Raw genomic sequence first — 19393 nt, forward strand, 5'->3', positions numbered from 1 at the left:
GGATAAATTGCAGGGCTATTAGTTAGCCGGCTTTGTAACTGTTCTGTTTCTATGCGCACAACTGTACTGGTCATAAGTTAAAGCTCTCGTCTTGTTTTATATAGCCAGATTTTCAGCTGCAAACTTAGGAAGAAGCAGCAAATAGATATCGATACAGTTTTTTCTGAAGCCGGAATTATCGCCAATCTGTTATTGCCCCATTCGCCCCGTAGTCGACGTCCTCCGGAGCGCTATGCTGGCGTAAAGTAGATGGCGGCCCAGCAAGGAAATCTCCATGACCGACCAGACCCAGCAATTCGCCAGTGACAACTATTCCGGCATCTGCCCGGAGGCTTGGGCCGCCATGGCCGAGGCCAACCTCGGCCACCAGCGAGCCTATGGCGACGACCAGTGGACGGCCCGTGCGGCTGACCATTTCCGCCAGCTGTTCGAGACCGACTGCGAAGTGTTCTTTGCCTTCAATGGTACCGCCGCCAACTCGCTGGCCCTGGCCTCGATGTGCCAGAGCTACCACAGCGTGATCTGTTCGGAGACCGCCCACGTCGAGACCGATGAGTGCGGTGCGCCGGAGTTCTTCTCCAACGGCTCCAAGCTGCTCACCGCGCGTACCGAGCTGGGCAAGCTGACGCAGGACTCGATCCGCGAGGTGGCGCTCAAGCGCCAGGATATCCACTACCCCAAACCCCGCGTGGTGACCCTGACTCAGGCCACCGAGGTCGGCACGGTGTATCGCCCCGAGGAAGTGCGGGCCATCAGCGAGGTGTGCAATGAGCTCAATCTCAACCTGCACATGGACGGCGCGCGCTTCTCCAACGCCTGCGCTTCGCTCGGCTGCAGCCCGGCCGAGCTGACCTGGAAGGCCGGCGTCGACGTGCTGTGCTTCGGCGGCACCAAGAACGGCATGGCGGTGGGCGAGGCCATTTTGTTCTTCAACAAGGCTTTGGCCGAGGACTTCGACTACCGCTGCAAGCAGGCCGGTCAGTTGGCTTCGAAGATGCGTTACCTGTCGGCTCCCTGGGTCGGCCTGCTGCAGGACGATGCCTGGTTGCGCTACGCCAACCACGCCAACCGCTGCGCGCGTCTGCTGGCTGAGCTGGTGGCCGATGTGCCGGGCGTGAGCCTGATGTTCCCGGTCGAGGCCAACGGCGTATTCCTGCAGCTGTCGGAAGCCGCCCTGGAGCGTCTGCGCGAATGGGGCTGGCGTTTCTACACCTTCATCGGTGCTGGTGGCGCCCGCTTCATGTGCTCCTGGGATACCGAAGAGGCGCGGGTGCGCGAGCTGGCGGCCGATATTCGTCGAGCCATGGCCTGAGTGCCGACGAAAGGCAGGGTGCGGTGCAGTGGGGCTGACTAATGTTTTTAGTCCCACTGACCTTCTTTTCCGCTTCGCCGGAGAATCACCCTCATGGAAATCAACCGTCTCTTCGACCAGTTGCACAGCCTTCCCAGCATCCCCAAGGTCGCCCAGGACCTGATCCAGCAGTTCGACAACCCCAACACCAACCTCGACGCAGTCGCGCGCAACATCAACCTCGACCCGGTGATCGCCGCCAAGGTGCTGCGCCTGGCCAACTCTGCACGCTTTCGCGGCGCCCGCGAGGCAACTAGCGTCGAAGACGCGGCCTCGCGACTGGGCTTCAACACCCTGCGTACGCTGGTGCTGGCCTCGGCGGTGACGGGTGCCTTCAAGACCGATTCCGGCTTCGACCTCAAGGCTTTCTGGCTGCACAGCTTCCAGGTGGCGAGCATCTGCCGGTTGCTGGCCAAGACCCGTGGTGTGGCGATGGAGACGGCCTTTACCTGCGGCATGATGCACAACATCGGTGAGCTGCTGATCCAGACCGGCGCCCCCGAGCTGGCGGCACGCCTCAACCGCAGCGGCAAGACCGACGCTGCCGGCCGCGTGGCGCTGGAGACCCTGCAACTGGGCTTTGGCTTCCCCGAGGTAGGCGCCGAGCTGGCCCGGCGCTGGCAACTGCCGGAGGTCATCCAGCAGGCCATCGCACTGCAGGCTCGTCCGCATCAGGCACCAGTGGATATGCCGCTGCCGCGGCTGGTTGCCCAGGCGGTCCTCATTGCCGAGGCGCTGCGCCAGCACAACGGTGACCTCGGCAAGACCCGCGAGGAGCTGGACAGCCCGTTGTGCGAGGGTATCGACTTGGATGCACTGTTCGACAAGCTGCCCGAGGTGCTGGAAGCCGACAAGGGTTTCAGCCAGTTGCTCGATTGAGAACCGCTGCCCTGTCAGTGAATTTCTCAATAGTCGCCATGCAAATCTCCGGTTGGCCTGTGGCGGTCGCTTTGGTCGATGCTTCGCCCCATCGCGAACACAGGACAAAGGGAGATTCGCATGAAGACCGTAGCGCAGATGCTCAGCAGCAAATCGCAACCAGATGTGCACACCGTGGCGCCCGATGCCAGCATGCTCGAGGCGCTGCGGCTGATGGCCAAGCACAATGTCGGCGCGCTGCCAGTGGCCGATGGCGGCCGCTTGCTGGGCATCGTCAGTGAGCGTGACTACGCCCGCAAAGGTGTGCTCGAGGGGCGTTCCTCCATCGGCACCGCCGTGCGCGAAGTGATGAGCGTACCGGTGGTGACGGTGCAGCCGAGGCAGAGCATCCGCGAATGCATGAGCCTGATGACCGATGGCCATCTGCGTCACCTGCCGGTGGTAGAGGGTGAGAGGCTGCTCGGCCTGCTGTCCATCGGTGACCTGGTCAAGGAAACCCTGGCGGAGCAGGACGGCCTGATCCAGCACCTGGAGCAGTACATCCGCGGTGAGTAAGTGGACGCTATTGGAGGCTAGGGTGTTTTACCTTCCAGGGGCATCGACGTGCTCGGGCTCTGGCTGTCCGCCAGCGGCAAAACCAGCCAGCCGCATACCACGGCCTCGAACAGCAGCGCGCAACCATTTGATACGCCCAGCCTGCCTTGCATGTTGGTGCGGTGCTTGCGCACCGTCAGCTCGCTGATACCGAGCTGCCGGGCCACCTGCTTATCGCTCAGGCCGTGGGCAAACAGCCGCATGATCTGATCCTCCCGCGCACTGAAAAGTGTGCCCTGTGGTGTCGATTGTTTTTTTTACATGATTCGGCGAAGTGCTCCAGATAGTAGATCGTCAGCTGGCTGGCTTTGCGCAGGCCAAGTTTTCTTTGCACGTTCTCGCGGTGCTTCCTGGCGGTACTGAACGACACGTCAAGCAGCACGGAAATATCGCGATCGCTGAAACCGCGCGCTATCAGTGATAGCGCCTGCATCTCCCGGGCGCTGAGCACATCCGTGTCCTGTCCAGAGAAGCTTCCTTGCCTGTCAGCCTGAACTGCCCGGGCTGACAGCTATTGGCGGCAATCCATCGGGACAGGGCTCCCCCCCTGCAATACCGAATTTGCCCAATTTCCATGCCTCAGCCTAACCGACAGCATCGGCTTGTCGACTCACTCAACGAGGCTCTCATTCAGGGCTGAAGCGAGCGGACGTATTCGACGTACGCGCACCGACGGTTTGTCAGTGCGCCATCCATTTAGATAACTGCAAGGACTACAGTCATGAATTGGAATCGTACGTTTACCGATCTTATCCGCGCCGGGCGCGCCGCCTACTGGGGCAACTGGACCCTCGATCCGAAGATCAAGGTCGGTGCTGTCGGCATCGTCTCGCCAGACAACGGAGACTTCACCCTGGTACAGGAGGCTACCCCCGGCCTGTCCATCAGCAACCGTGGTATCCCCAACCAGTGGAAGCTGTCCTCCAGCAACGTCCGGCGCAGCCAGGCCAATGTCAATCTGGACGGCAACGCCACCGACCCGGAGACCGGCACCAAGATTACTGCTGGCACCGAGATCACCTGGGACTTCGCCAATGTTGGCTCCATGGCTTCCGAGTTCGGCATTGCCAACGAGGAGTTTCTCGGTGATCTCACTGCCCTGACCAAACCGGCGACTCTGAGCTGGCTGGCCCAGCAGGCCGGCTCGGTGAGCATGGGCAGCGGTGGCAACATCGCCCAGGGCTTTGGTGTGGTCACCAGCGTGATCTACGCCAACAGCGGACTGAACATCGGCTCCCAGGACAACAGCGCATCCTTCTCCATCAGCGGTTCGGTCGGTGCGGTGCAGGACATGCTGGCCGGCGCCAATGCCAAGGGTTCTTACACCTCGACCCGCGAGACCAAACAGGTCGACCAGCACCTGTGGCCGACTGGGGCGAACCAGGTCGCCAGTGGCGTGGTGCCGGTCGCCTACACCTTCGCTTCGTTCGACGGCAATCTGCTGATCCCCAACTGGATCACCCGCCTGGGTTCGCTGCAGATCCTGTTCAACAACAAGCCGGGCTGTACCTACATCACCAGCATCAACCTCAGCTACGACACCCCGCAGGGCAAGAAGAACGAGTCCTTCTCGCTGAGCGGCGGCTTGTCCAAGACCGTTGCCAACATCCCGCTGAGCGCCACCAACATCGTCGCCGATGTCAGCTTCAAAGGGATGATCAACAGCGATCACTACAGCTTCAAGTGGCCGAACCCGCTGGGCCAGTGGCTGACCGGCCAGCGCGAGATCGAGATGACCGGCGTCTGGCCGGGGCAGACCCACGCGCGTGACATCGCGCTGTAATCCCTGTCATCAAACTTAACAAGGAGCAACTGACATGCCGACTTCATGGTGCAAAGTAACCATCACCTACGGTCCGACCGGCTACACGCAGAACTACAAGCGGGATATCAGGGTTCACAGTGATCCTCTATCCCAGCAGTTCACTCGTGATGCGATGGCTGACGCGTTGGCCAGAATCAATGCTCATTTGCCGGTGGGCCACCTGCCCAATCCGGTCACCTCGAATTTGCTAGGCATTCTCAATCAAGGCGACCAGATTGATACCGATCCGGGGAGCAATTTCCGAGCGATCTGAAGCGGAGGTAATCCACCGCGGATGACATGGAAAGACCGGCCAATGGCCGGTCTTTTTGTATGAAGAGTGTTCGGCCTAGAGCAGGCGCGTTTGCACGGCGAGTGTTGCGGTTTACTCCTGCGGTTTTACCTCGTTGGCCGGAGCGGCCTCCGTCGTTTCGACTTCCTTGGTCACCTCGCAGATGCCGTTGGCGCCCTTTTTCCCGGTGTAGGACACCGTGGGCACGCCTTTGCCATCCAGGCTCACGGAAATAGTCACGCCTTCGCCCTTGGCCTCGAAGTACTGTTCGCTGAACTTGTGCAGGGTGGCTTGCTTGTCGTTGATCGTCACCGTGCCACCGGCCTTGGCTTGCACGCGGATATCGTTGGGGCAGGTGAAGTCGATAGCGGGCAGGTTCTGCGCGCTGGCGCCGCTGGCGACAACGAGCAGGGGCAGTGCAATCAGCAATCTATCCATGGCGGAGGCTCCTGGCAGTGGCGGCGGGCATCTTGCCCGACCACTGGTTAGGCACTCACCCTGATTGCTCACCTAAGCAGTTGCCCTCGGGCTTGTCCAACCTGCGCGGCGCGGGCCGGTGAGCTGCAGGCAGCAAAACGAAACCGGCCCGCAGGCCGGTTTTGTCACACGTGCCGGGCGGCTCAGTTGCCGGTCTTGATCTTGCTCCAGGCGCGGGTGCGCGCGCGCTCGGCGGCACGCGGCAGCGGCTCGAGGGTGTAGAGCTTCTGCATGGCCTCGGCGGTCGGGTACAGGTTGGGGTTGTTGCGGATCGACTCGGCGACCAGCGCGGTGGCGTCCTTGTTCGGGTTGGGGTAACCGACGAAGTCGGAGATCGGCGCGATCACCTGCGGCTGTAGCAGGTAGTTGATGAAGGCATGGGCCTCGTCGATGTTCTTCGCATCCTTCGGAATCGCCATCATGTCGAACCAGATCGGCGCGCCTTCTTTCGGCAGGCGCATGTCCACGGTCACGCCGTTCTTCGCCTGCTTGGCGTTGTTGGCGGCCTGCGAGAAGCTGCCCGAGTAGCCCACGGCCACGCAGATCTCGCCGTTGGCGATATCGCTCATGTACTTGGAGCTGTGGAAGTAGCGCACGTGCGGGCGGATCTTGCTCAGCAGCTGCTCGGCCTTGGCGTAGTCGGCCGGTTCCTTGCTGTTCGGCGGCAGGCCCAGGTAGTGCAGGGCCAGCGGCAGGATTTCCGATGGCGAGTCGAGCAGGGCCACGCCGCACTGCTGCAGCTTGGCGATGTTCTCTTCCTTGAAGATCAGGTCCCAGCTGTCCACCGGCGCATTGTCGCCGAGGGCGGCCTTGACCTTGTCCGGGTTGAAGCCGATCAGCACGGTGCCGTACATGTAGGGCACGGCGTACTGGTTGCCCGGATCGTTGGCCTCGATCAGCTTCATCAGCTGCGGGTCGAGGTGCTGCCAGTTGGGCAGCTTGCTGCGGTCGAGCTTCTGGAACACGCCGGCCTCGACCTGCTTGGCCAGGAACACGTTGGACGGCACCACCAGGTCATAGCCGGAGTTGCCGGTGAGCAGCTTGGCTTCCAGCGCCTCGTTGGTGTCGAAGATGTCGTAGGTCAGCTTGATGCCGCTGTCCTGCTTGAACTTGGTCAGGGTCTCCGGGGTGATGTAGTCGAACCAGTTGTAGACCTTGAGTTCGCGGTCGGCGGCCTGGGCGGTGCCGGCCAGGGTCAGGCCGCAGAGTGCGGCAGCGAGCAGTTTCTTCATCTTGTTGTTCTCCTGTGTAGGGCTCAGCCCTGGAAACCTTCGAGCACGTTGACGGCATTGATGCCGATTTCGGCGACCGCATAGCCGCCTTCCATGACGAACAGCGTCGGCTTGCCCAGCGCGGCGATGCGTTCGCCCATGCGCAGGTAGTCCGGGCTGTCCAGCTTGAAACTGGAGATCGGGTCGTTCTGATAGGTGTCGACGCCAAGCGACACCAGCACCACGTCCGGGCCGTAGGCGGCGATGCGCTGGCAGGCGGTTTCCAAGGCCGCGCCCCAGAGGTCCCAGGCGCTGCCGGCAGCTAGCGGCAGGTTGAGGTTGAAGCCCTCGCCACGGCCGGCGCCGGTCTCGTCGGCATAGCCGAGGAAGTGCGGATACTCGAAGCTCGGGCAGCCGTGGATGTTGGCCACCAGCACGTCGTCGCGGTCGTAGAAGATCGACTGGGTGCCGTTGCCGTGGTGGTAGTCGACGTCGAGGATGGCCACCCGTGCGGCGCCCTGGTCGAGGCAGGCCTGGGCGACGATGGCAACGTTGTTCAGATAGCAGTAGCCGCCCATCACGTCGGCGCTGGCGTGGTGGCCCGGCGGGCGGCACAGGGCGAAGGCGCTGTGGGCGCCGGCGGCGATCTCGGCCTGGCCGCTCAAGGCGATCTGCGCCGAGGTGTACGCGGCCTGCCAGGTGCCGGCGGTGATCGGCGCGAAGCAATCGAAACTGTGGAAGCCGTACTGGCCGTAGAGATCGTTGGGCCGCTTGGCGCGCATATGCCGGGCGGGGAACACGCCAGGCAGGAAGTCGGCCGTGTTGCCCTGGGCGGCCCAGCCGGCCCAGGCCTTCTGCAGAAAGTCCAGGTAGTCGCCGGTGTGGATGCGGGCGATCGGTGCCAGGCCGAAATCGCTTGGCGCCAGCACCTCGCCGAGGTTGCGCTCACGCACCCGTGCCAGCACATGGTCGGCACGCGCCGGCATCTCGAAGCAGGGTTTGAATTCGCCGCCAACCATCTCGCCCTGGGCGTGGTGCAGGCGGTGGTCGTCGCTGTAGTAGGTCAGCATCTTGTTGTTCTCCTCTAAGGGCTGGGCGAATTGTTGGCCGGCCCGGTGAGTCGGGTGAACGATAACGGCGGCCAACAAAGGGATAATTGCGGCCAAAATGCCCAGCGCATGCCTCCATAAGAGCTAGAACCGGCCAGCCGGAGCTGTGATTGCCCGGCGCGATCAGGCGTCTACTTCGGCACCCGCACAGGCAAGAGGTGGAACATGCAGGCGCTGTTGAACGAGATACTGGACCAGGTGCGCCCGCTGCTGGGGCGCGGCAAGCTGGCCGACTACATCCCGGCGCTGGCCGAGGTGCCGGCCGACCGTCTAGGTATAGCGGTGCTGGGCGTGGATGGCAGCCTGTACACCGCCGGCGACGCTGCCGAGCCGTTCTCGATCCAGAGCATTTCCAAGGTATTCAGCCTGGTGCAGGCGATCCAGCATTCCGGCGAGGACATCTGGCAGCGCCTTGGCCACGAGCCGTCCGGCCAGCCGTTCAACTCGCTGGTGCAGCTGGAGTTCGAGCGTGGCCGCCCGCGCAACCCGTTCATCAATGCCGGCGCCCTGGTGATCTGCGACATCAACCAGTCGCGCTTCGCTGCCCCGGCGCTGTCCATGCGCGACCTGGCCCGGCGCCTGGCCGGCAACCCGTTGCTGGTGGCCGATGCCAAGGTCGCCGAGTCGGAATACCAGCACCGCGCGCGCAATGCTGCCGCGGCCTACCTGATGCAGGCCTTCGGCAACTTCCACAACGAAGTCGAGGCGGTGCTGCGCAGCTACTTCCACCACTGCGCGCTGGCCATGAGCTGCGTCGACCTGGCCCGCGCCTGCGGCTTCCTGGCCAACCAGGGCGTGTGCCCGCGCAGCGGCGAGCAGATCCTCACGCCACGCCAGACCCAGCAGGTCAACGCGATCATGGCCACCAGCGGGCTGTACGACGAGGCCGGCAACTTCGCCTACCGCGTCGGCCTGCCGGGCAAGAGCGGCGTCGGTGGCGGTATCGTCGCGGTGGTGCCAGGACGCTTCAGCATCTGCGTGTGGTCGCCGGAGCTGAACGCCGCCGGCAACTCCCTGGCCGGCATGGCGGCCCTGGAGTCGCTCAGCGAGCGCATTGGCTGGTCGGTGTTTTCCCCGCTGTGCTAGCGGAGGGATTTATCCGGGCGCGCCATAAGAGGTCCTGGGGTGCTCTTCTCTTGAGAGCAGCGGCCGGGACGGTCAAAGGTCGGCGTGTCGAAACTCTGCAGCAGTTCTGTTGCTCGACATACCGTTATTGCAGACCGTACTTCTTCACCTTGTCGAACAGAGTGGTCTTGGCCATGCCAAGCTCCACGGCGGCCTGGCTGAGGTTTCCGGCGTGACGCTCCAGTGCGGCGCCAAGCAGGTTGCGCTCGAAGGCTTCCACTGCTTCGGAGAAGTTGCTGGGGTTGCCGTCCGGGGGGGCGCCGCTCTTCTTGAACACCGGAAGGCCGAGGGCAAAGCGCTCGGCCACGTTGCGCAGCTCGCGCACGTTGCCCGGCCAGTCATGTGCCAGCAGGGCCGCTGCGGTAGCGCGGTCGAGCTCTGGCATGGCGCGGTCGAAGCGCAGGGCGGAGAGCTGCAGGAAGTGCTCGAACAGCAGCAGGATGTCCTCGCGCCGGTCACGCAGGGGTGGCAACTCCAGGGTCACTACGTTGAGCCGGTAATACAGGTCGCTGCGGAACTCGCCGCGTTGACCCAGCTCGGCCAGGTCGGCCTTGGTCGCGGCGATCACCCGGCAGTCCACGGCGATCGGCTGGTTCGAGCCGAGGCGTTCCAGGCTGTGCTCCTGCAGTACGCGCAGCAGCTTGATCTGCAGGGCCAGCGGCATGCTCTCGATCTCGTCGAGGAACAGCGAGCCGCCGTCCGCGTGCTCGATCTTGCCGATGCGCCGCTTGCCGGCGCCGGTGAAGGCGTTGGCTTCGTGGCCGAATATCTCGCTCTCGAACAGGCTTTCCGGCAGGCCGCCGCAGTTCAGCGCGACGAACTCCTTGCCCTGGCGCCGGCTGAAGTCGTGCAGGCAACGGGCGACCAGTTCCTTGCCGGTGCCGGTCTCGCCCTCGATCAGCACGTTGGCGCCGGTGTCGGCGACGTTGGCGATCAGCTCGCGCAGCTGCTGCATGGCCGGTGAGCGGCCGATGATGCGGTGCTCCAGGGCCTGGCGCCCGGCCAGTTGGCGGCGCAATGCGCTGACCTCGCGGGCCAGGCTGCGTTGCTCCAGGGCGCGGCGCACCACTTCGACCAGCCGCTCGGGGGAGAAGGGTTTCTCGATGAAGTCATAGGCACCGTCGCGCATGGCGCCCACGGCCATGCCGATGTCGCCGTGGCCGGTGATCAGCACCACCGGCAGGCTCGGGTCGCGGCGCTTGAGCTCGGCCAGCAGCTGCAGGCCGTCGATACCCGGCAGGCGGATATCGCTGACCACGATGCCGGCGAAGTCGCCGTCGACCCTGGCCAGTGCCTCCTCGGCGCTGCCGACGCCGGTGCTGTCGATGTCCTCCAGCTGCAGCGCCTGCTGGCAGCCGAGCAGCACATGCGGGTCGTCCTCGACGATCAGTACGGTCAGCGCTTCAGTCATCGCGAGGTCGCTCCAGCGGCAGGGTGAGGGTGAAGGCGCTGCCGCCTTCATCCGGGTGACGCACGGCCAGGTTGCCGCCAGCGGCTGCGGCCAGGCTGGCGGACAGGGTCAGGCCGAGGCCCAGGCCCTTCTCGCCCGGTTTGGTGGTGAAGAAGGGCTCGAACAGGTGTGCGCGCAGGTCGGGCGGGATGCCGGCACCGCTGTCGCGGATCTCCAGGCGATAGCTGTCGCGTTGTGCCACGCCGCTCAGCCATAGTTCGCGACGAGGCTGCTCGCGCAGTGCATCGAGGGCATTGCTGAGCAGATTGACCAGGATCTGCTCCAGGCGAGTCTGGTCGATGGCCAGGCGTGCGTCGGCGAATTCACGGTGCAGGGTCGGATGTTCCTGCTCGATGCGGCTGTGCAGAAGGAACAGTGCCGCTTCCACCGCCTGCTCCAGGCTGGCCTGGCCGTGGTCGCCGCCGCGCCGGGCGAAGGCGCGCAGGCTGCCGGTGATGCGGCCCATGCGGTCGACCAGTTCGCCGATGGCCTGCAGGTTGCTGCCGGCGGTATCCAGCGCGCCGCGTTCGAGGAAGCGCGCAGCATTGGCGGACAGGGTGCGCAGCGCCGCCAGCGGTTGGTTCAGTTCGTGGGCGATGCTGGTGGACATCTGACCGATCACCGCCAGCTTGCCGGCCTGTACCAGGCCGTCCTGGGCCTGGCGCAGGTTGGCTTCGGTCTGCTGACGTTCGCTGACTTCGGCCAGCAGGCGGCGGTTGCTGGCGGAGAGGTCGATGGTGCGCTCGGTGATCTTGCGCTCCAGCTCGCTGTTGGCGCGCTGCAGTGCCTCGCGGGCGGCCAGGCGGGTGGCGATCACCTTGCGCCGCTGGTTCAGTGCCAGGCCGCCGAAGATCAGCAGGGCGCAGGCCACGCTGGCCAGCAGGCCGTGGCTGGCGGCAGTGCGGCGCTGCTCGGCCAGCGGGGTGAGCAGGGTCAGGTGCCAGGCGGTGTTCTCCAGCGCCCGGGTTTGTTGCAGGTAGTCCAGCGGCGTCCCGTCGGGCCCGTCCAGGCGAACTTCCTGCAGGCCGTTGCCAAGGTCATGGCGGGCCAGCGGTTGAAGCTCCTCCAGCGTCGCCCAGTGGTACTGCAGGCTGCGCGCCAGGCGTTCGCGGTCGGCGTCGTTGAGCGGGCGCACGGCCTTGAGTCGGCGCTCGGGGCGGCTGGCGAGGATGACGATGCCGTTCTCATCGCTGACATAGGCCTCGACACGCGCATCGGCCCAGCGCTTTTCCAGGGCGTCCAGGCGTACCTTGACCACGGCCACGCCGATCACCCGGCCGTTGGCGCGCAGGCCGTGGGCCAGGTAGTAGCCGGGCTCCCCGCTGGTGCTGCCAATGCCGTAGAAGCGTCCTGGTTCGCCGTGGACGGCCTGCTTGTAGTAGTCGCGGAACGACAGGTCTTCGCCCAGGTAGCTGTCCGGCTGATTCCAGTTGCTGGTGGCGACCACCCGGCCATCGAGGTCGAGCACGTACACGGCGAGGCTGCCGGCGCGCTGATTGAGGCCTTCGAGGTGATCGTTGAGGCGCTGCCGGCGGTAGCGGCCCGGCGTGAGCAGCAGACGACTGACGCCGCTCTCCAGTTCCAGCAGGCTGGGCAGGTAGGTGTACTTGCCAACCTCGCTCTCCACCGCGCGGGCGTTGAGTTCGAGCTGGCGCTCACCGACATCGGCCAGGTCACGGATGCCGACCGCCTCGCTCAGGCGGTAGCCGGCGTAGCCGCAGCCGAGTACCAGGGCGATACCCAGCAGGGTCAGCAGTATCTGGCGGAGCAGTTGTGGCTTCACGGTGAGGGCGGGAGGGACGCTGGGGGAGGGGCATTGCATCACAGTAGGCCCGGGCTGGGTAGGAGGGCGAAGGTGCCTGTGGCGCCCTCACCCCCGCCCCTCTCCCGGAGGGAGAGGGGAGTCTCCATCAGTGCTGGAGGATCTTGTTGAGGAACTGCTGGGCCCGCTCGGAACGGGCGTTGATGTCGCCGAAGAATTCTTCCTTGGGACAGTCTTCGACGATCTTGCCGGCGTCCATGAAGATCACCCGGTCGGCGACCTTGCGCGCGAAGCCCATTTCGTGGGTCACGCACATCATGGTCATGCCTTCGTTGGCCAGCTGCACCATGACGTCCAGCACCTCGTTGACCATTTCCGGGTCGAGCGCCGAAGTCGGCTCGTCGAACAGCATCACCACCGGGTCCATGGCCAGGGCGCGGGCGATGGCCACGCGCTGTTGCTGACCGCCGGACAACTGGCCAGGATGCTTGTGGGCATGTTCGGACAGGCCAACCCGGTCGAGCAGCTTGAGGCCCTTTTCGGTGGCCTCGGCCTTGCTGCGGCCGAGCACCTTGATCTGGGCGATGGTCAGGTTCTCGGTGATGGTCAGGTGCGGGAACAGCTCGAAGTGCTGGAACACCATGCCGACCCGCGAGCGCAGTTGCGGCAGGTTGGTCTGCTTGTCGGCGATGGAGGTGCCGTCGACCACGATGTCGCCCTTCTGGAAGGGTTCCAGGGCGTTGACGCACTTGATCAGGGTCGACTTGCCGGAGCCGGACGGACCGCAGACCACGACCACTTCGCCCTTCTTCACCTCGGTGCTGCAATCGGTCAGCACCTGGAAGTCCCCGTACCACTTGTTGACGTTCTGGATGGAAATCATACGGCTAACCTTTTCTGCAGGAGCTTGACCAGCTGCGAGGCGGCGAAGCTGATGGTGAAGTACACGAGGCCGGCGAAGATCAGGAACTCATGGGGCTGGCCGAGGATGTCACCGCGCGAGCGGGCGGCGTTGAGGAAGTCCATCAGGCCCACGGTGTAGACCAGCGAGGTGTCCTGGAACAGGATGATGCTCTGCTGCAACAGCAGCGGGGTCATCTTGCGGAAGGCCTGCGGCAGGATGATCAGGCGCATGGTCTGGCCGTAGGTCATGCCGAGGGCCTGGGCGGCACCCATCTGGCCTTTCGGGATGGCCTGGATACCGGCGCGGACGATCTCGCTGAAGTAGGCCGCCTCGAACATCACAAAGGCCACCAGGCACGAAGTGAAGGCGCCCACGGGGGTGTCTTCGCCGGTGATCCAGCGCAGCAGGAACGGCACTGCGAAGTAAAACCAGGTGATCACCAGCAGCAGCGGGATGGAGCGGAAATAGTTGACGTAGGTAGCCGCGAAGCCCGACAACAGACGGTTGTGCGACAGGCGCATGATGGCCAGCAGGGTGCCGAGCACCACGCCGCCGATCACGCCCAGCACCATCAGCTGCAGGGTCATCAGCATGCCGTTCCACAGGCCCGGCAGGGCCGGGACGATAGCGCTGAAATCCATCATTTACCTCCTGCGGAGATCAGGCCCGGCACCGCGACCTTCTTCTCGATCAGGCGCATCAGCAGCATCAGACCCATGTTCAGGGTGAAGTAGATCAGCGTGGCCAGGGTGAAGGCTTCGAACAGGTTGGCGCTGAACTCGGCGGTCTGCTTGGTCTGCGCCAGCAGCTCCATGAGGCCGATGAGGGAGGCCACCGAGGAGTTCTTGAAGATGTTGAGGAACTCGCTGGTCAGCGGCGGAATGATGATGCGGAATGCCTGCGGCAACAGGACGTTGGCATACACCTGCGGCAGGCGGAAACCCAGTGCGTAGCCGGCAGCCAGCTGGCCCTTGGGCAATGCCTGGATGCCGGTGCGCACCTGCTCACAGACGCGGGCGGCGGTGAACAGGCCAAGGCACACGACCACGCTGAGGAAGGCCGAGGTGGCCGGCGACAGGTCCTGCTTGAACCACATCTCCAGCGGCTCGGGCAGCAGGTCGGGTACCAGGAAGTACCAGAGGAACAGCTGTACCAGCAGCGGTACGTTGCGGAAGATTTCCACGTAGCAGGTGGCGAAGCCGCTGATCCAGCGATTCGGCACGGTACGCATGACGCCGAGCAGCGAGCCCAGCGCCAGGGCGATCAGCCAGCCGGACAGGGCAATGCCGATGGTCCAGCCCAGGCCGGTGATGAACCAGTCCAGGTAGATCTCGCTGCCGATGCCGGTGGACTTGAAGAATACGCCCCAGTCCCAGTTGTAATTCATGACGGGTTTCCCCTCGATTCTGGCCCGAACGGGCAGGGCGGATGGGAGCCGGGCGCCAGCGCGCCCACGCCGCTGTTGGCGGCGATGCTCCTGTCCTGATGGTGCGAGATGACGGAAGGCGAGCGCCTTCCGGCTTCCCGGGCCGCGCGCCCTCGTGAGGCGCGCGAACGGGGACCGACGTGGTGGGCCGTCAGAGTTGCTCGGCGGCCTTGTCGGTCGGATTGGCGATCAGCTTCTTCAGCTCGTCGCTCATCGGGAAGTTCAGGTTGAGGCCCTTCGGCGGGACCGGGTTGAGGAACCACTTGTCGTAGATGGCGGTGACTTCGCCGGACTGGAAAGTGGCGGTAATCGCGTCGTCGACCACTTTTTTGAACGCCGGGTCACCCTTGCGCACCATGCAGCCGTAGATCTCGAAGGATTGCGGGGTGCCGACCACGGTCCAGTCGTCCGGCTTCTTGGCCTTGGCCATTTCGCCGGCGAGCAGGGCGTCGTCCATCATGAAGGCCACGGCACGGCCGGACTCCAGCATCAGGAAGGATTCGCCATGGTCCTTGGCGGAGATGATGTTCATGCCCATCTGCTTCTCGGCGTTCATTGCCTTGAGCAGACGTTCGGAGGTGGTACCGGCGGTGGTCACCACGTTCTTGCCTTTCAGGTCGGGGAAGTCGACCACGCCGGAGGTCTTCTTGGTCAGCAGGCGGGTGCCCACTTCGAAGATACCGACGGAGAAGTCCACCTGCTGCTGGCGTTCGACGTTGTTGGTGGTGGAACCGCATTCGATGTCCACGGTGCCGTTCTGTACCAGCGGGATGCGGGTCTGCGAGGTCACCAGGTTGTAGCGCACCTTCAGGTCCGGCATTTCCAGCTTCTGCTTGAGCGCCTCGACCACTTTCAGCTGCAGGTCGTGGGAATAGCCTTCCGGCTGTTGCGGGTCGCTGCCGTAGTAGGAGAAAGGAATGGAGGAGTCGCGGTGGCCGAGGGTGATGCTGCCGTTTTCCTTGATCTTCTTCAGGGTGCCGGTCAGTTCTTCGGCCAGTGCCGGGGCGCTGCACAGGGTGGCGGCCAGGGCGATACCGATGGCGCGGGAGAGAGTGCTGTTCATGCTGATCCTCGCTGTTGTTGTTATCCGGGTCGATCGCGGTGTAGCGATGCGGAGTCCCGTGCGGGTTGGGCGGCAGAGCCGTCCTTGCGAGGTACCAGAGCAGGGAGTGTGCCAAAGCGATCTATATTCGCTAACTGGCTGATATTTAATGGATTAATTGATCTTTGCGACGGCTATGGAAACGGCCGGCGTTCGTCAGAGCGAACAGACCGGCCGTCTGTGTTCGGAAAACCGAATGCGGGGATGATCGAGGATCGATCAGCGGTTACGCAGGAAGGCGTTGATGAAGTCCCCCTGATTGGGCGCGTCCTCGGCGGTGTTGAACAGCAGCTTGCCGTTTTGCTCACGCAGCTTCATGGTCTTGTCGAAACGGCATTCCACGGACGTGATGCTGGCGGCCTCGCTCTTGAAGGATGGCTGGTTGCGGCAAAGATTGGCGATCTGGTTGACCACCTCGCCGCAGTAGCCGGAGATGCTCAATTGCTTCATCTGCTGGTCATCGATGGCACTCCAGTCCACGATGGTCTGCAGGGGCGTGCCGCAGTCATCGGACGCTGACTTGTCCATTTGCTGGAGACTGGTCTGGTTGGACTGCTCGCGCTTCTTGCGGTCGAACCTGGCCAGCTTGTCCTGCACGCCGTCCTTCTTCTGCTGTTCGTACAGTGCCAGTAGCTCGGCGGGTTTGATTGCCTTGCTGGCTTTTTCGTCGAAGCCCAGCTGGAAGCCTTCCGTACCGGGCAGGTACAACTGGTAGCTCTCGCCGCCCCAGCCTTGCCGTTTGAGCAACAGGTTGTACGGGCCGCCATCAAGGGTAGTGCCGTAGTCGCGTTCGTCATTGCCGCGCTCGTTCACGTCGGCGAGGAACACCACCTCGTCCAGCGGGTGGTTGACCCCGCTGACTTGCACCAGAGCCTGCTTGCCATCGGCGCTCGGCGCCAGCTTGACGCTTATGCCTTGCCCGGCGTCGAAACCCTGAGGGTACTTGGCCAGGTCGAGGGCATTGGCCTGGCCGGCGAGCAGCAGGGAGAGGGCGAGGAAGGATAGCTTGCGCATGACGGGTCCTTGTCGAGGAAAAGGGGGCCGAGTCTAGCAGCCCCCTCCGCTTCGAACTGTGAGCGTGCGCCCGCTCAGAACGCCAGGACGATGCGTCCCTCGATCTGTCCGGCGCGCATCTGGTCAAGCACCAGGTTGATGTTCTCCAGCTTGTCGCTATGGATGGTGGCCTTGACCAGCCCCTCCCCGGCGAAGTCCAGCGCTTCCTGCAGGTCGGCGCGGGTGCCGACGATGGAGCCGGTGATGTGCAGACCCTTGAGTACCACGTCGAAGATCGGCGTGGGGAAGTCACCCGGTGGCAGGCCGACCAGCGAGATGGTGCCGCCGCGCCTTGCCATGCCGATGGCCTGGCCGAAGGCGCTGTTGGATACGGCTGTGACCACCACGCCGTGGGCACCACCGATGTCGCGCTGGATCACCGCGGCAGGGTCTTCCTGGCGGGCGTTGATGCACAGGCTGGCACCCAGCTTGCGGGCCAGCTCCAGCTTGGCGTCATCAATGTCCACCGCCGCCACGTGCAGGCCCATGGCGCGGGCATATTGCACCGCCACATGACCGAGGCCGCCGATGCCGGAGATGGCGACCCACTGTCCGGGGCGGGCCTTGGTTTCCTTCAGGGCCTTGTAGACGGTGACGCCGGCGCAGAGGATCGGTGCGATCTCGATGAAGGGCACGCTGTCCGGCAGCAGGCCGACGTAGTTGGGGTCTGCCAGCACGTACTCGGCATAGCCGCCGTTGATCGAGTAGCCGGTGTTCTGCTGGCTCTCGCATAGGGTCTCCCAGCCGGTCAGGCAGTGTTCGCAACAGCCGCAGGCGGTATACAGCCAAGGCACGCCAACGCGGTCGCCTTCTTTGACCCGGGTGACACCGGTACCTACCGCAGCGATGTAGCCGACCCCTTCATGGCCGGGAATGAACGGCAAGCTGGGCTTCACCGGCCAGTCGCCCTCGGCGGCGTGGAGGTCGGTGTGGCAGACGCCGGAGGCCTCGATCTTGACCAGCACTTGGCCTGGGCCGGGCAGCGGGACCTTCACTTCCTCGATTCGCAGCGGTTCGCCGAAGGTATGTACCACGGCGGCTTTCATCGTTCTGTCCATGTTCGGGCTCCTTGCGCAGAGACGGGGAGCCGTCAGCCTAGGCCAGGCGAAGCCGGGCGACATTGCCCTGGAGCAAGGGATCAGTCGCGCTGAATAGCGGGTAGACGATCAAGGCGGATACCGATCCGTTCACCGTGATAGCGCAATGGCGCGCTCGGCGGGAGGTGACGAAGCGTACACCGGAGTGCTAACCAATCGGCGAGGGAAGCACATTCAAAACGCCCAGGGTAGCGGGCTCTTGCCTGTAGCTTGGCATCGGCTCAACCGGTAATCAGCAGGCCCCACAGGCCGAGCACGGCGAGGAAGTTGATGGTGAACACCAGGCCGCGCAGGCGTACGTTGCCGGTTAGTATCTGCACCGCACTGTGCACCAGCCGGCCGAGCAGGAACAACCAGGCCAGCGCTAGCGCGACGCTGCTTTCCACCTGAGCCTGGATCAGCAGCAGACAAGCCACGTGGAAGAACAGCGGAAACTCGAACTGGTTGCTCAGGTTGGCGCCGATGCGCGGCTCTATCAGGGCCCAGGGATTGGAGCCATCCGCCCTCTGACCGATGTGCCAGACCTTGGGCGCGCGGGCAACGGTCAGCAGTGCATAGAGAAAGGCGGTGAAGGCCACGTGCAGCGCCATCGGCAGAATCAGCGAGTGGGTCATGGGGAGCCTGTTCCGAGGAGTCTCAGGAGCGGTTGGAAATCTGCAGCAGGTTGCCCTCGGGGTCCTTGCCGTCACAGAAACACAGCGCGTCGGGCGTACCGACGACCTTGCCCATGTTCGCGCCCAGTGTGATCAGGTGCTGGCGGTCGGCAGCGATGTCGGTCGAATGGAAACAGGGTTTGAGCGCGCCGCCCTTGTCCTTCCTGCCCTTATGAAAGCCGATGCGCGTGCTCGCCGAGCCCGGGTGCCCGGCATCGACAAAGGAGCCATCGCGGGACAGGACCTCCATCGCGAAAGCGCGCACATAGAAGGCCGCGAGTGCTTCGGGATCGCTGCAGAAGATGATCAGGCGGTGCAGATGCATGTGGGCTCCCTGCTGGCTAGACTCGCGTCCGGGCGGTGCATGCTGATGTCGGCTGGCAGTCTGGCCCACCGCCGTAGCAGCCTCAAGCCTGCGGGACATATCTGTAAACATCCCTGTCGTGACTATTCGCTGACGGACGGTCACGCCATAGGCGCGATGGTCGTGGCTTTGCGATATACTGCGCCGCCTCCGGGCCACCCTGGCCCGAACCTCACATGACAAGCCACGCCGAATGCGTGGCTTGTTGGTTTTTGTCGCGCCACAAAGGCGCCCGAGCTAGAGGCAAAACGATGAGCGCACTGGTTGGCGTGATCATGGGCTCCAAGTCCGATTGGAGCACCCTCAGTCACACCGCAGAGATGCTGGAGAAGCTGGGTATCCCCTACGAAGTGCAGGTGGTTTCCGCCCACCGCACCCCGGACCTGCTGTTCCAGTACGCCGAACAGGCCGAGAACCGTGGCATCCAGGTGATCATCGCCGGCGCCGGCGGTGCTGCCCATCTGCCGGGCATGTGCGCGGCCAAGACCCACCTGCCGGTGCTCGGCGTGCCGGTGCAGTCCGCCGTGCTGTCGGGCGTCGACTCGCTGCTGTCCATCGTGCAGATGCCGGCTGGCATCCCGGTCGCAACCTTGGCCATTGGCAAGGCCGGTGCGATCAACGCCGCCCTGCTGGCCGCCAGCATCCTCGGCCACCAGCACCCGCAGTTCCATGACAAGCTCAAGGCGTTCCGCGACGAACAGACCCAGACTGTGCTGGACAACCCGGACCCGCGTTCCTGA

General features: G+C 64.1%; 21 protein-coding genes and 1 pseudogene. 7 read left to right on the plus strand and 15 right to left on the minus strand.

Annotated features, from left to right (window positions below; translation table 11 throughout):
• Positions 1–274 precede the first annotated feature (274 nt).
• The 3 genes from IB234_RS03385 to IB234_RS03395 all read left to right on the plus strand — a co-directional run bounded on the left by IB234_RS03385 (position 275) and on the right by IB234_RS03395 (position 2785).
• Positions 275–1312, plus strand: coding sequence for a low specificity L-threonine aldolase (locus IB234_RS03385; protein WP_192313870.1), 1038 nt, complete (start codon positions 275–277; stop codon positions 1310–1312).
• Between the two features lie 93 nt (positions 1313–1405).
• Positions 1406–2230 (plus strand): HDOD domain-containing protein, encoded by an 825-nt coding sequence (locus IB234_RS03390; protein ID WP_192313873.1) that lies wholly within the window; start codon positions 1406–1408, stop codon positions 2228–2230.
• A gap of 120 nt (positions 2231–2350) precedes the next feature.
• Complete coding sequence (locus IB234_RS03395; protein ID WP_192313876.1) at positions 2351–2785, plus strand: CBS domain-containing protein; 435 nt, start codon at positions 2351–2353, stop codon at positions 2783–2785.
• A 17-nt stretch (positions 2786–2802) separates the two neighbouring features.
• Here IB234_RS03395 and IB234_RS03400 read toward each other — a convergent pair.
• Positions 2803–3039 (minus strand): annotated as a pseudogene (locus IB234_RS03400) (response regulator transcription factor); the annotation flags it as partial.
• Positions 3003–3275 carry a LuxR C-terminal-related transcriptional regulator gene (locus IB234_RS24320; protein WP_192313882.1) on the minus strand — a complete coding sequence of 91 codons (273 nt, stop codon included), beginning with the start codon at positions 3273–3275 and terminating at the stop codon, positions 3003–3005. The pseudogene IB234_RS03400 and the gene IB234_RS24320, both read right to left, overlap by 37 nt.
• A gap of 270 nt (positions 3276–3545) precedes the next feature.
• On the opposite strand from IB234_RS24320, the gene IB234_RS03410 reads away from it, so the two are divergent.
• Positions 3546–4607 (plus strand): hypothetical protein, encoded by a 1062-nt coding sequence (locus tag IB234_RS03410; protein ID WP_192313884.1) that lies wholly within the window; start codon positions 3546–3548, stop codon positions 4605–4607.
• Between the two features lie 34 nt (positions 4608–4641).
• Entirely contained in the window at positions 4642–4902 is a 261-nt protein-coding gene (locus IB234_RS03415) for a hypothetical protein (protein ID WP_192313886.1), read from the plus strand.
• 111 nt (positions 4903–5013) lie between these two features.
• On the opposite strand, the gene IB234_RS03420 is transcribed toward IB234_RS03415, so the two are convergent.
• From IB234_RS03420 to IB234_RS03430, 3 genes are all read right to left on the minus strand, one after another.
• A complete protein-coding gene (locus tag IB234_RS03420; protein ID WP_192313888.1) occupies positions 5014–5358 on the minus strand; it encodes a hypothetical protein in 345 nt (114 codons plus the stop codon).
• A gap of 182 nt (positions 5359–5540) precedes the next feature.
• Positions 5541–6629, minus strand: coding sequence for a polyamine ABC transporter substrate-binding protein (locus tag IB234_RS03425; protein ID WP_192313890.1), 1089 nt, complete (start codon positions 6627–6629; stop codon positions 5541–5543).
• A gap of 23 nt (positions 6630–6652) precedes the next feature.
• The gene (locus tag IB234_RS03430; RefSeq protein ID WP_192313892.1) at positions 6653–7678 is read right to left on the minus strand and encodes a histone deacetylase family protein; all 1026 of its coding nucleotides are present in this window, start codon (positions 7676–7678) and stop codon (positions 6653–6655) included.
• 204 nt (positions 7679–7882) lie between these two features.
• Here IB234_RS03430 and glsB point away from each other — a divergent pair, with 204 nt between their 5' ends.
• On the plus strand, positions 7883–8803 hold the full coding sequence (gene glsB / locus IB234_RS03435) for a glutaminase B (protein ID WP_192313894.1): 921 nt from the start codon (positions 7883–7885) through the stop codon (positions 8801–8803).
• A gap of 124 nt (positions 8804–8927) precedes the next feature.
• On the opposite strand, the gene IB234_RS03440 is transcribed toward glsB, so the two are convergent.
• From IB234_RS03440 to IB234_RS03485, 10 genes are all read right to left on the minus strand, one after another.
• On the minus strand, positions 8928–10253 hold the full coding sequence (locus IB234_RS03440) for a sigma-54-dependent transcriptional regulator (protein WP_192313896.1): 1326 nt from the start codon (positions 10251–10253) through the stop codon (positions 8928–8930).
• Positions 10246–12114 carry a sensor histidine kinase gene (locus IB234_RS03445; protein ID WP_192313899.1) on the minus strand — a complete coding sequence of 623 codons (1869 nt, stop codon included), beginning with the start codon at positions 12112–12114 and terminating at the stop codon, positions 10246–10248. Before IB234_RS03445 ends, IB234_RS03440 begins: the two co-directional genes overlap by 8 nt.
• 88 nt (positions 12115–12202) lie before the next feature.
• Entirely contained in the window at positions 12203–12937 is a 735-nt protein-coding gene (locus IB234_RS03450; RefSeq protein ID WP_192313902.1) for an amino acid ABC transporter ATP-binding protein, read from the minus strand.
• Entirely contained in the window at positions 12934–13602 is a 669-nt protein-coding gene (locus IB234_RS03455; protein WP_192313905.1) for an amino acid ABC transporter permease, read from the minus strand. The genes IB234_RS03450 and IB234_RS03455 overlap by 4 nt, the downstream gene beginning before the upstream one ends.
• A complete protein-coding gene (locus tag IB234_RS03460; protein ID WP_192313908.1) occupies positions 13599–14345 on the minus strand; it encodes an amino acid ABC transporter permease in 747 nt (248 codons plus the stop codon). Before IB234_RS03460 ends, IB234_RS03455 begins: the two co-directional genes overlap by 4 nt.
• Positions 14346–14535: 190 nt before the next feature.
• Positions 14536–15447, minus strand: a complete 912-nt coding sequence (locus IB234_RS03465; RefSeq protein WP_192313911.1) for a glutamate/aspartate ABC transporter substrate-binding protein — start codon at positions 15445–15447, stop codon at positions 14536–14538.
• Between the two features lie 258 nt (positions 15448–15705).
• On the minus strand, positions 15706–16500 hold the full coding sequence (locus IB234_RS03470) for a hypothetical protein (protein WP_192313914.1): 795 nt from the start codon (positions 16498–16500) through the stop codon (positions 15706–15708).
• 74 nt (positions 16501–16574) lie between these two features.
• The gene (gene adhP / locus IB234_RS03475) at positions 16575–17597 is read right to left on the minus strand and encodes an alcohol dehydrogenase AdhP (protein ID WP_192313917.1); all 1023 of its coding nucleotides are present in this window, start codon (positions 17595–17597) and stop codon (positions 16575–16577) included.
• Positions 17598–17857: 260 nt separating this feature from the next.
• Positions 17858–18250 carry an MAPEG family protein gene (locus IB234_RS03480; RefSeq protein WP_192313920.1) on the minus strand — a complete coding sequence of 131 codons (393 nt, stop codon included), beginning with the start codon at positions 18248–18250 and terminating at the stop codon, positions 17858–17860.
• Between the two features lie 22 nt (positions 18251–18272).
• Positions 18273–18614, minus strand: a complete 342-nt coding sequence (locus IB234_RS03485) for a VOC family protein (protein ID WP_192313923.1) — start codon at positions 18612–18614, stop codon at positions 18273–18275.
• 290 nt (positions 18615–18904) lie between these two features.
• Between IB234_RS03485 and purE the strand changes: the two genes are divergently transcribed.
• Positions 18905–19393, plus strand: coding sequence for a 5-(carboxyamino)imidazole ribonucleotide mutase (gene purE / locus IB234_RS03490; protein ID WP_192313926.1), 489 nt, complete (start codon positions 18905–18907; stop codon positions 19391–19393).

The organism is Pseudomonas sp. PDM16, from assembly GCF_014851865.1.
Classification (GTDB): Bacteria; Pseudomonadota; Gammaproteobacteria; order Pseudomonadales; family Pseudomonadaceae; genus Aquipseudomonas.

Coding starts and splice junctions, on each gene's coding strand:
- IB234_RS03385 (WP_192313870.1), top strand. CDS start 275: ATGACCGACCAGACCCAGCAATTCGCCAGTGACAACTATTCCGGCATC.
- IB234_RS03390 (WP_192313873.1), top strand. CDS start 1,406: ATGGAAATCAACCGTCTCTTCGACCAGTTGCACAGCCTTCCCAGCATC.
- IB234_RS03395 (WP_192313876.1), top strand. CDS start 2,351: ATGAAGACCGTAGCGCAGATGCTCAGCAGCAAATCGCAACCAGATGTG.
- IB234_RS03410 (WP_192313884.1), top strand. CDS start 3,546: ATGAATTGGAATCGTACGTTTACCGATCTTATCCGCGCCGGGCGCGCC.
- IB234_RS03415 (WP_192313886.1), top strand. CDS start 4,642: ATGCCGACTTCATGGTGCAAAGTAACCATCACCTACGGTCCGACCGGC.
- IB234_RS03420 (WP_192313888.1), bottom strand. CDS start 5,358: ATGGATAGATTGCTGATTGCACTGCCCCTGCTCGTTGTCGCCAGCGGC.
- IB234_RS03425 (WP_192313890.1), bottom strand. CDS start 6,629: ATGAAGAAACTGCTCGCTGCCGCACTCTGCGGCCTGACCCTGGCCGGC.
- IB234_RS03430 (WP_192313892.1), bottom strand. CDS start 7,678: ATGCTGACCTACTACAGCGACGACCACCGCCTGCACCACGCCCAGGGC.
- glsB (WP_192313894.1), top strand. CDS start 7,883: ATGCAGGCGCTGTTGAACGAGATACTGGACCAGGTGCGCCCGCTGCTG.
- IB234_RS03440 (WP_192313896.1), bottom strand. CDS start 10,253: ATGACTGAAGCGCTGACCGTACTGATCGTCGAGGACGACCCGCATGTG.
- IB234_RS03445 (WP_192313899.1), bottom strand. CDS start 12,114: ATGCAATGCCCCTCCCCCAGCGTCCCTCCCGCCCTCACCGTGAAGCCA.
- IB234_RS03450 (WP_192313902.1), bottom strand. CDS start 12,937: ATGATTTCCATCCAGAACGTCAACAAGTGGTACGGGGACTTCCAGGTG.
- IB234_RS03455 (WP_192313905.1), bottom strand. CDS start 13,602: ATGATGGATTTCAGCGCTATCGTCCCGGCCCTGCCGGGCCTGTGGAAC.
- IB234_RS03460 (WP_192313908.1), bottom strand. CDS start 14,345: ATGAATTACAACTGGGACTGGGGCGTATTCTTCAAGTCCACCGGCATC.
- IB234_RS03465 (WP_192313911.1), bottom strand. CDS start 15,447: ATGAACAGCACTCTCTCCCGCGCCATCGGTATCGCCCTGGCCGCCACC.
- IB234_RS03470 (WP_192313914.1), bottom strand. CDS start 16,500: ATGCGCAAGCTATCCTTCCTCGCCCTCTCCCTGCTGCTCGCCGGCCAG.
- adhP (WP_192313917.1), bottom strand. CDS start 17,597: ATGGACAGAACGATGAAAGCCGCCGTGGTACATACCTTCGGCGAACCG.
- IB234_RS03480 (WP_192313920.1), bottom strand. CDS start 18,250: ATGACCCACTCGCTGATTCTGCCGATGGCGCTGCACGTGGCCTTCACC.
- IB234_RS03485 (WP_192313923.1), bottom strand. CDS start 18,614: ATGCATCTGCACCGCCTGATCATCTTCTGCAGCGATCCCGAAGCACTC.
- purE (WP_192313926.1), top strand. CDS start 18,905: ATGAGCGCACTGGTTGGCGTGATCATGGGCTCCAAGTCCGATTGGAGC.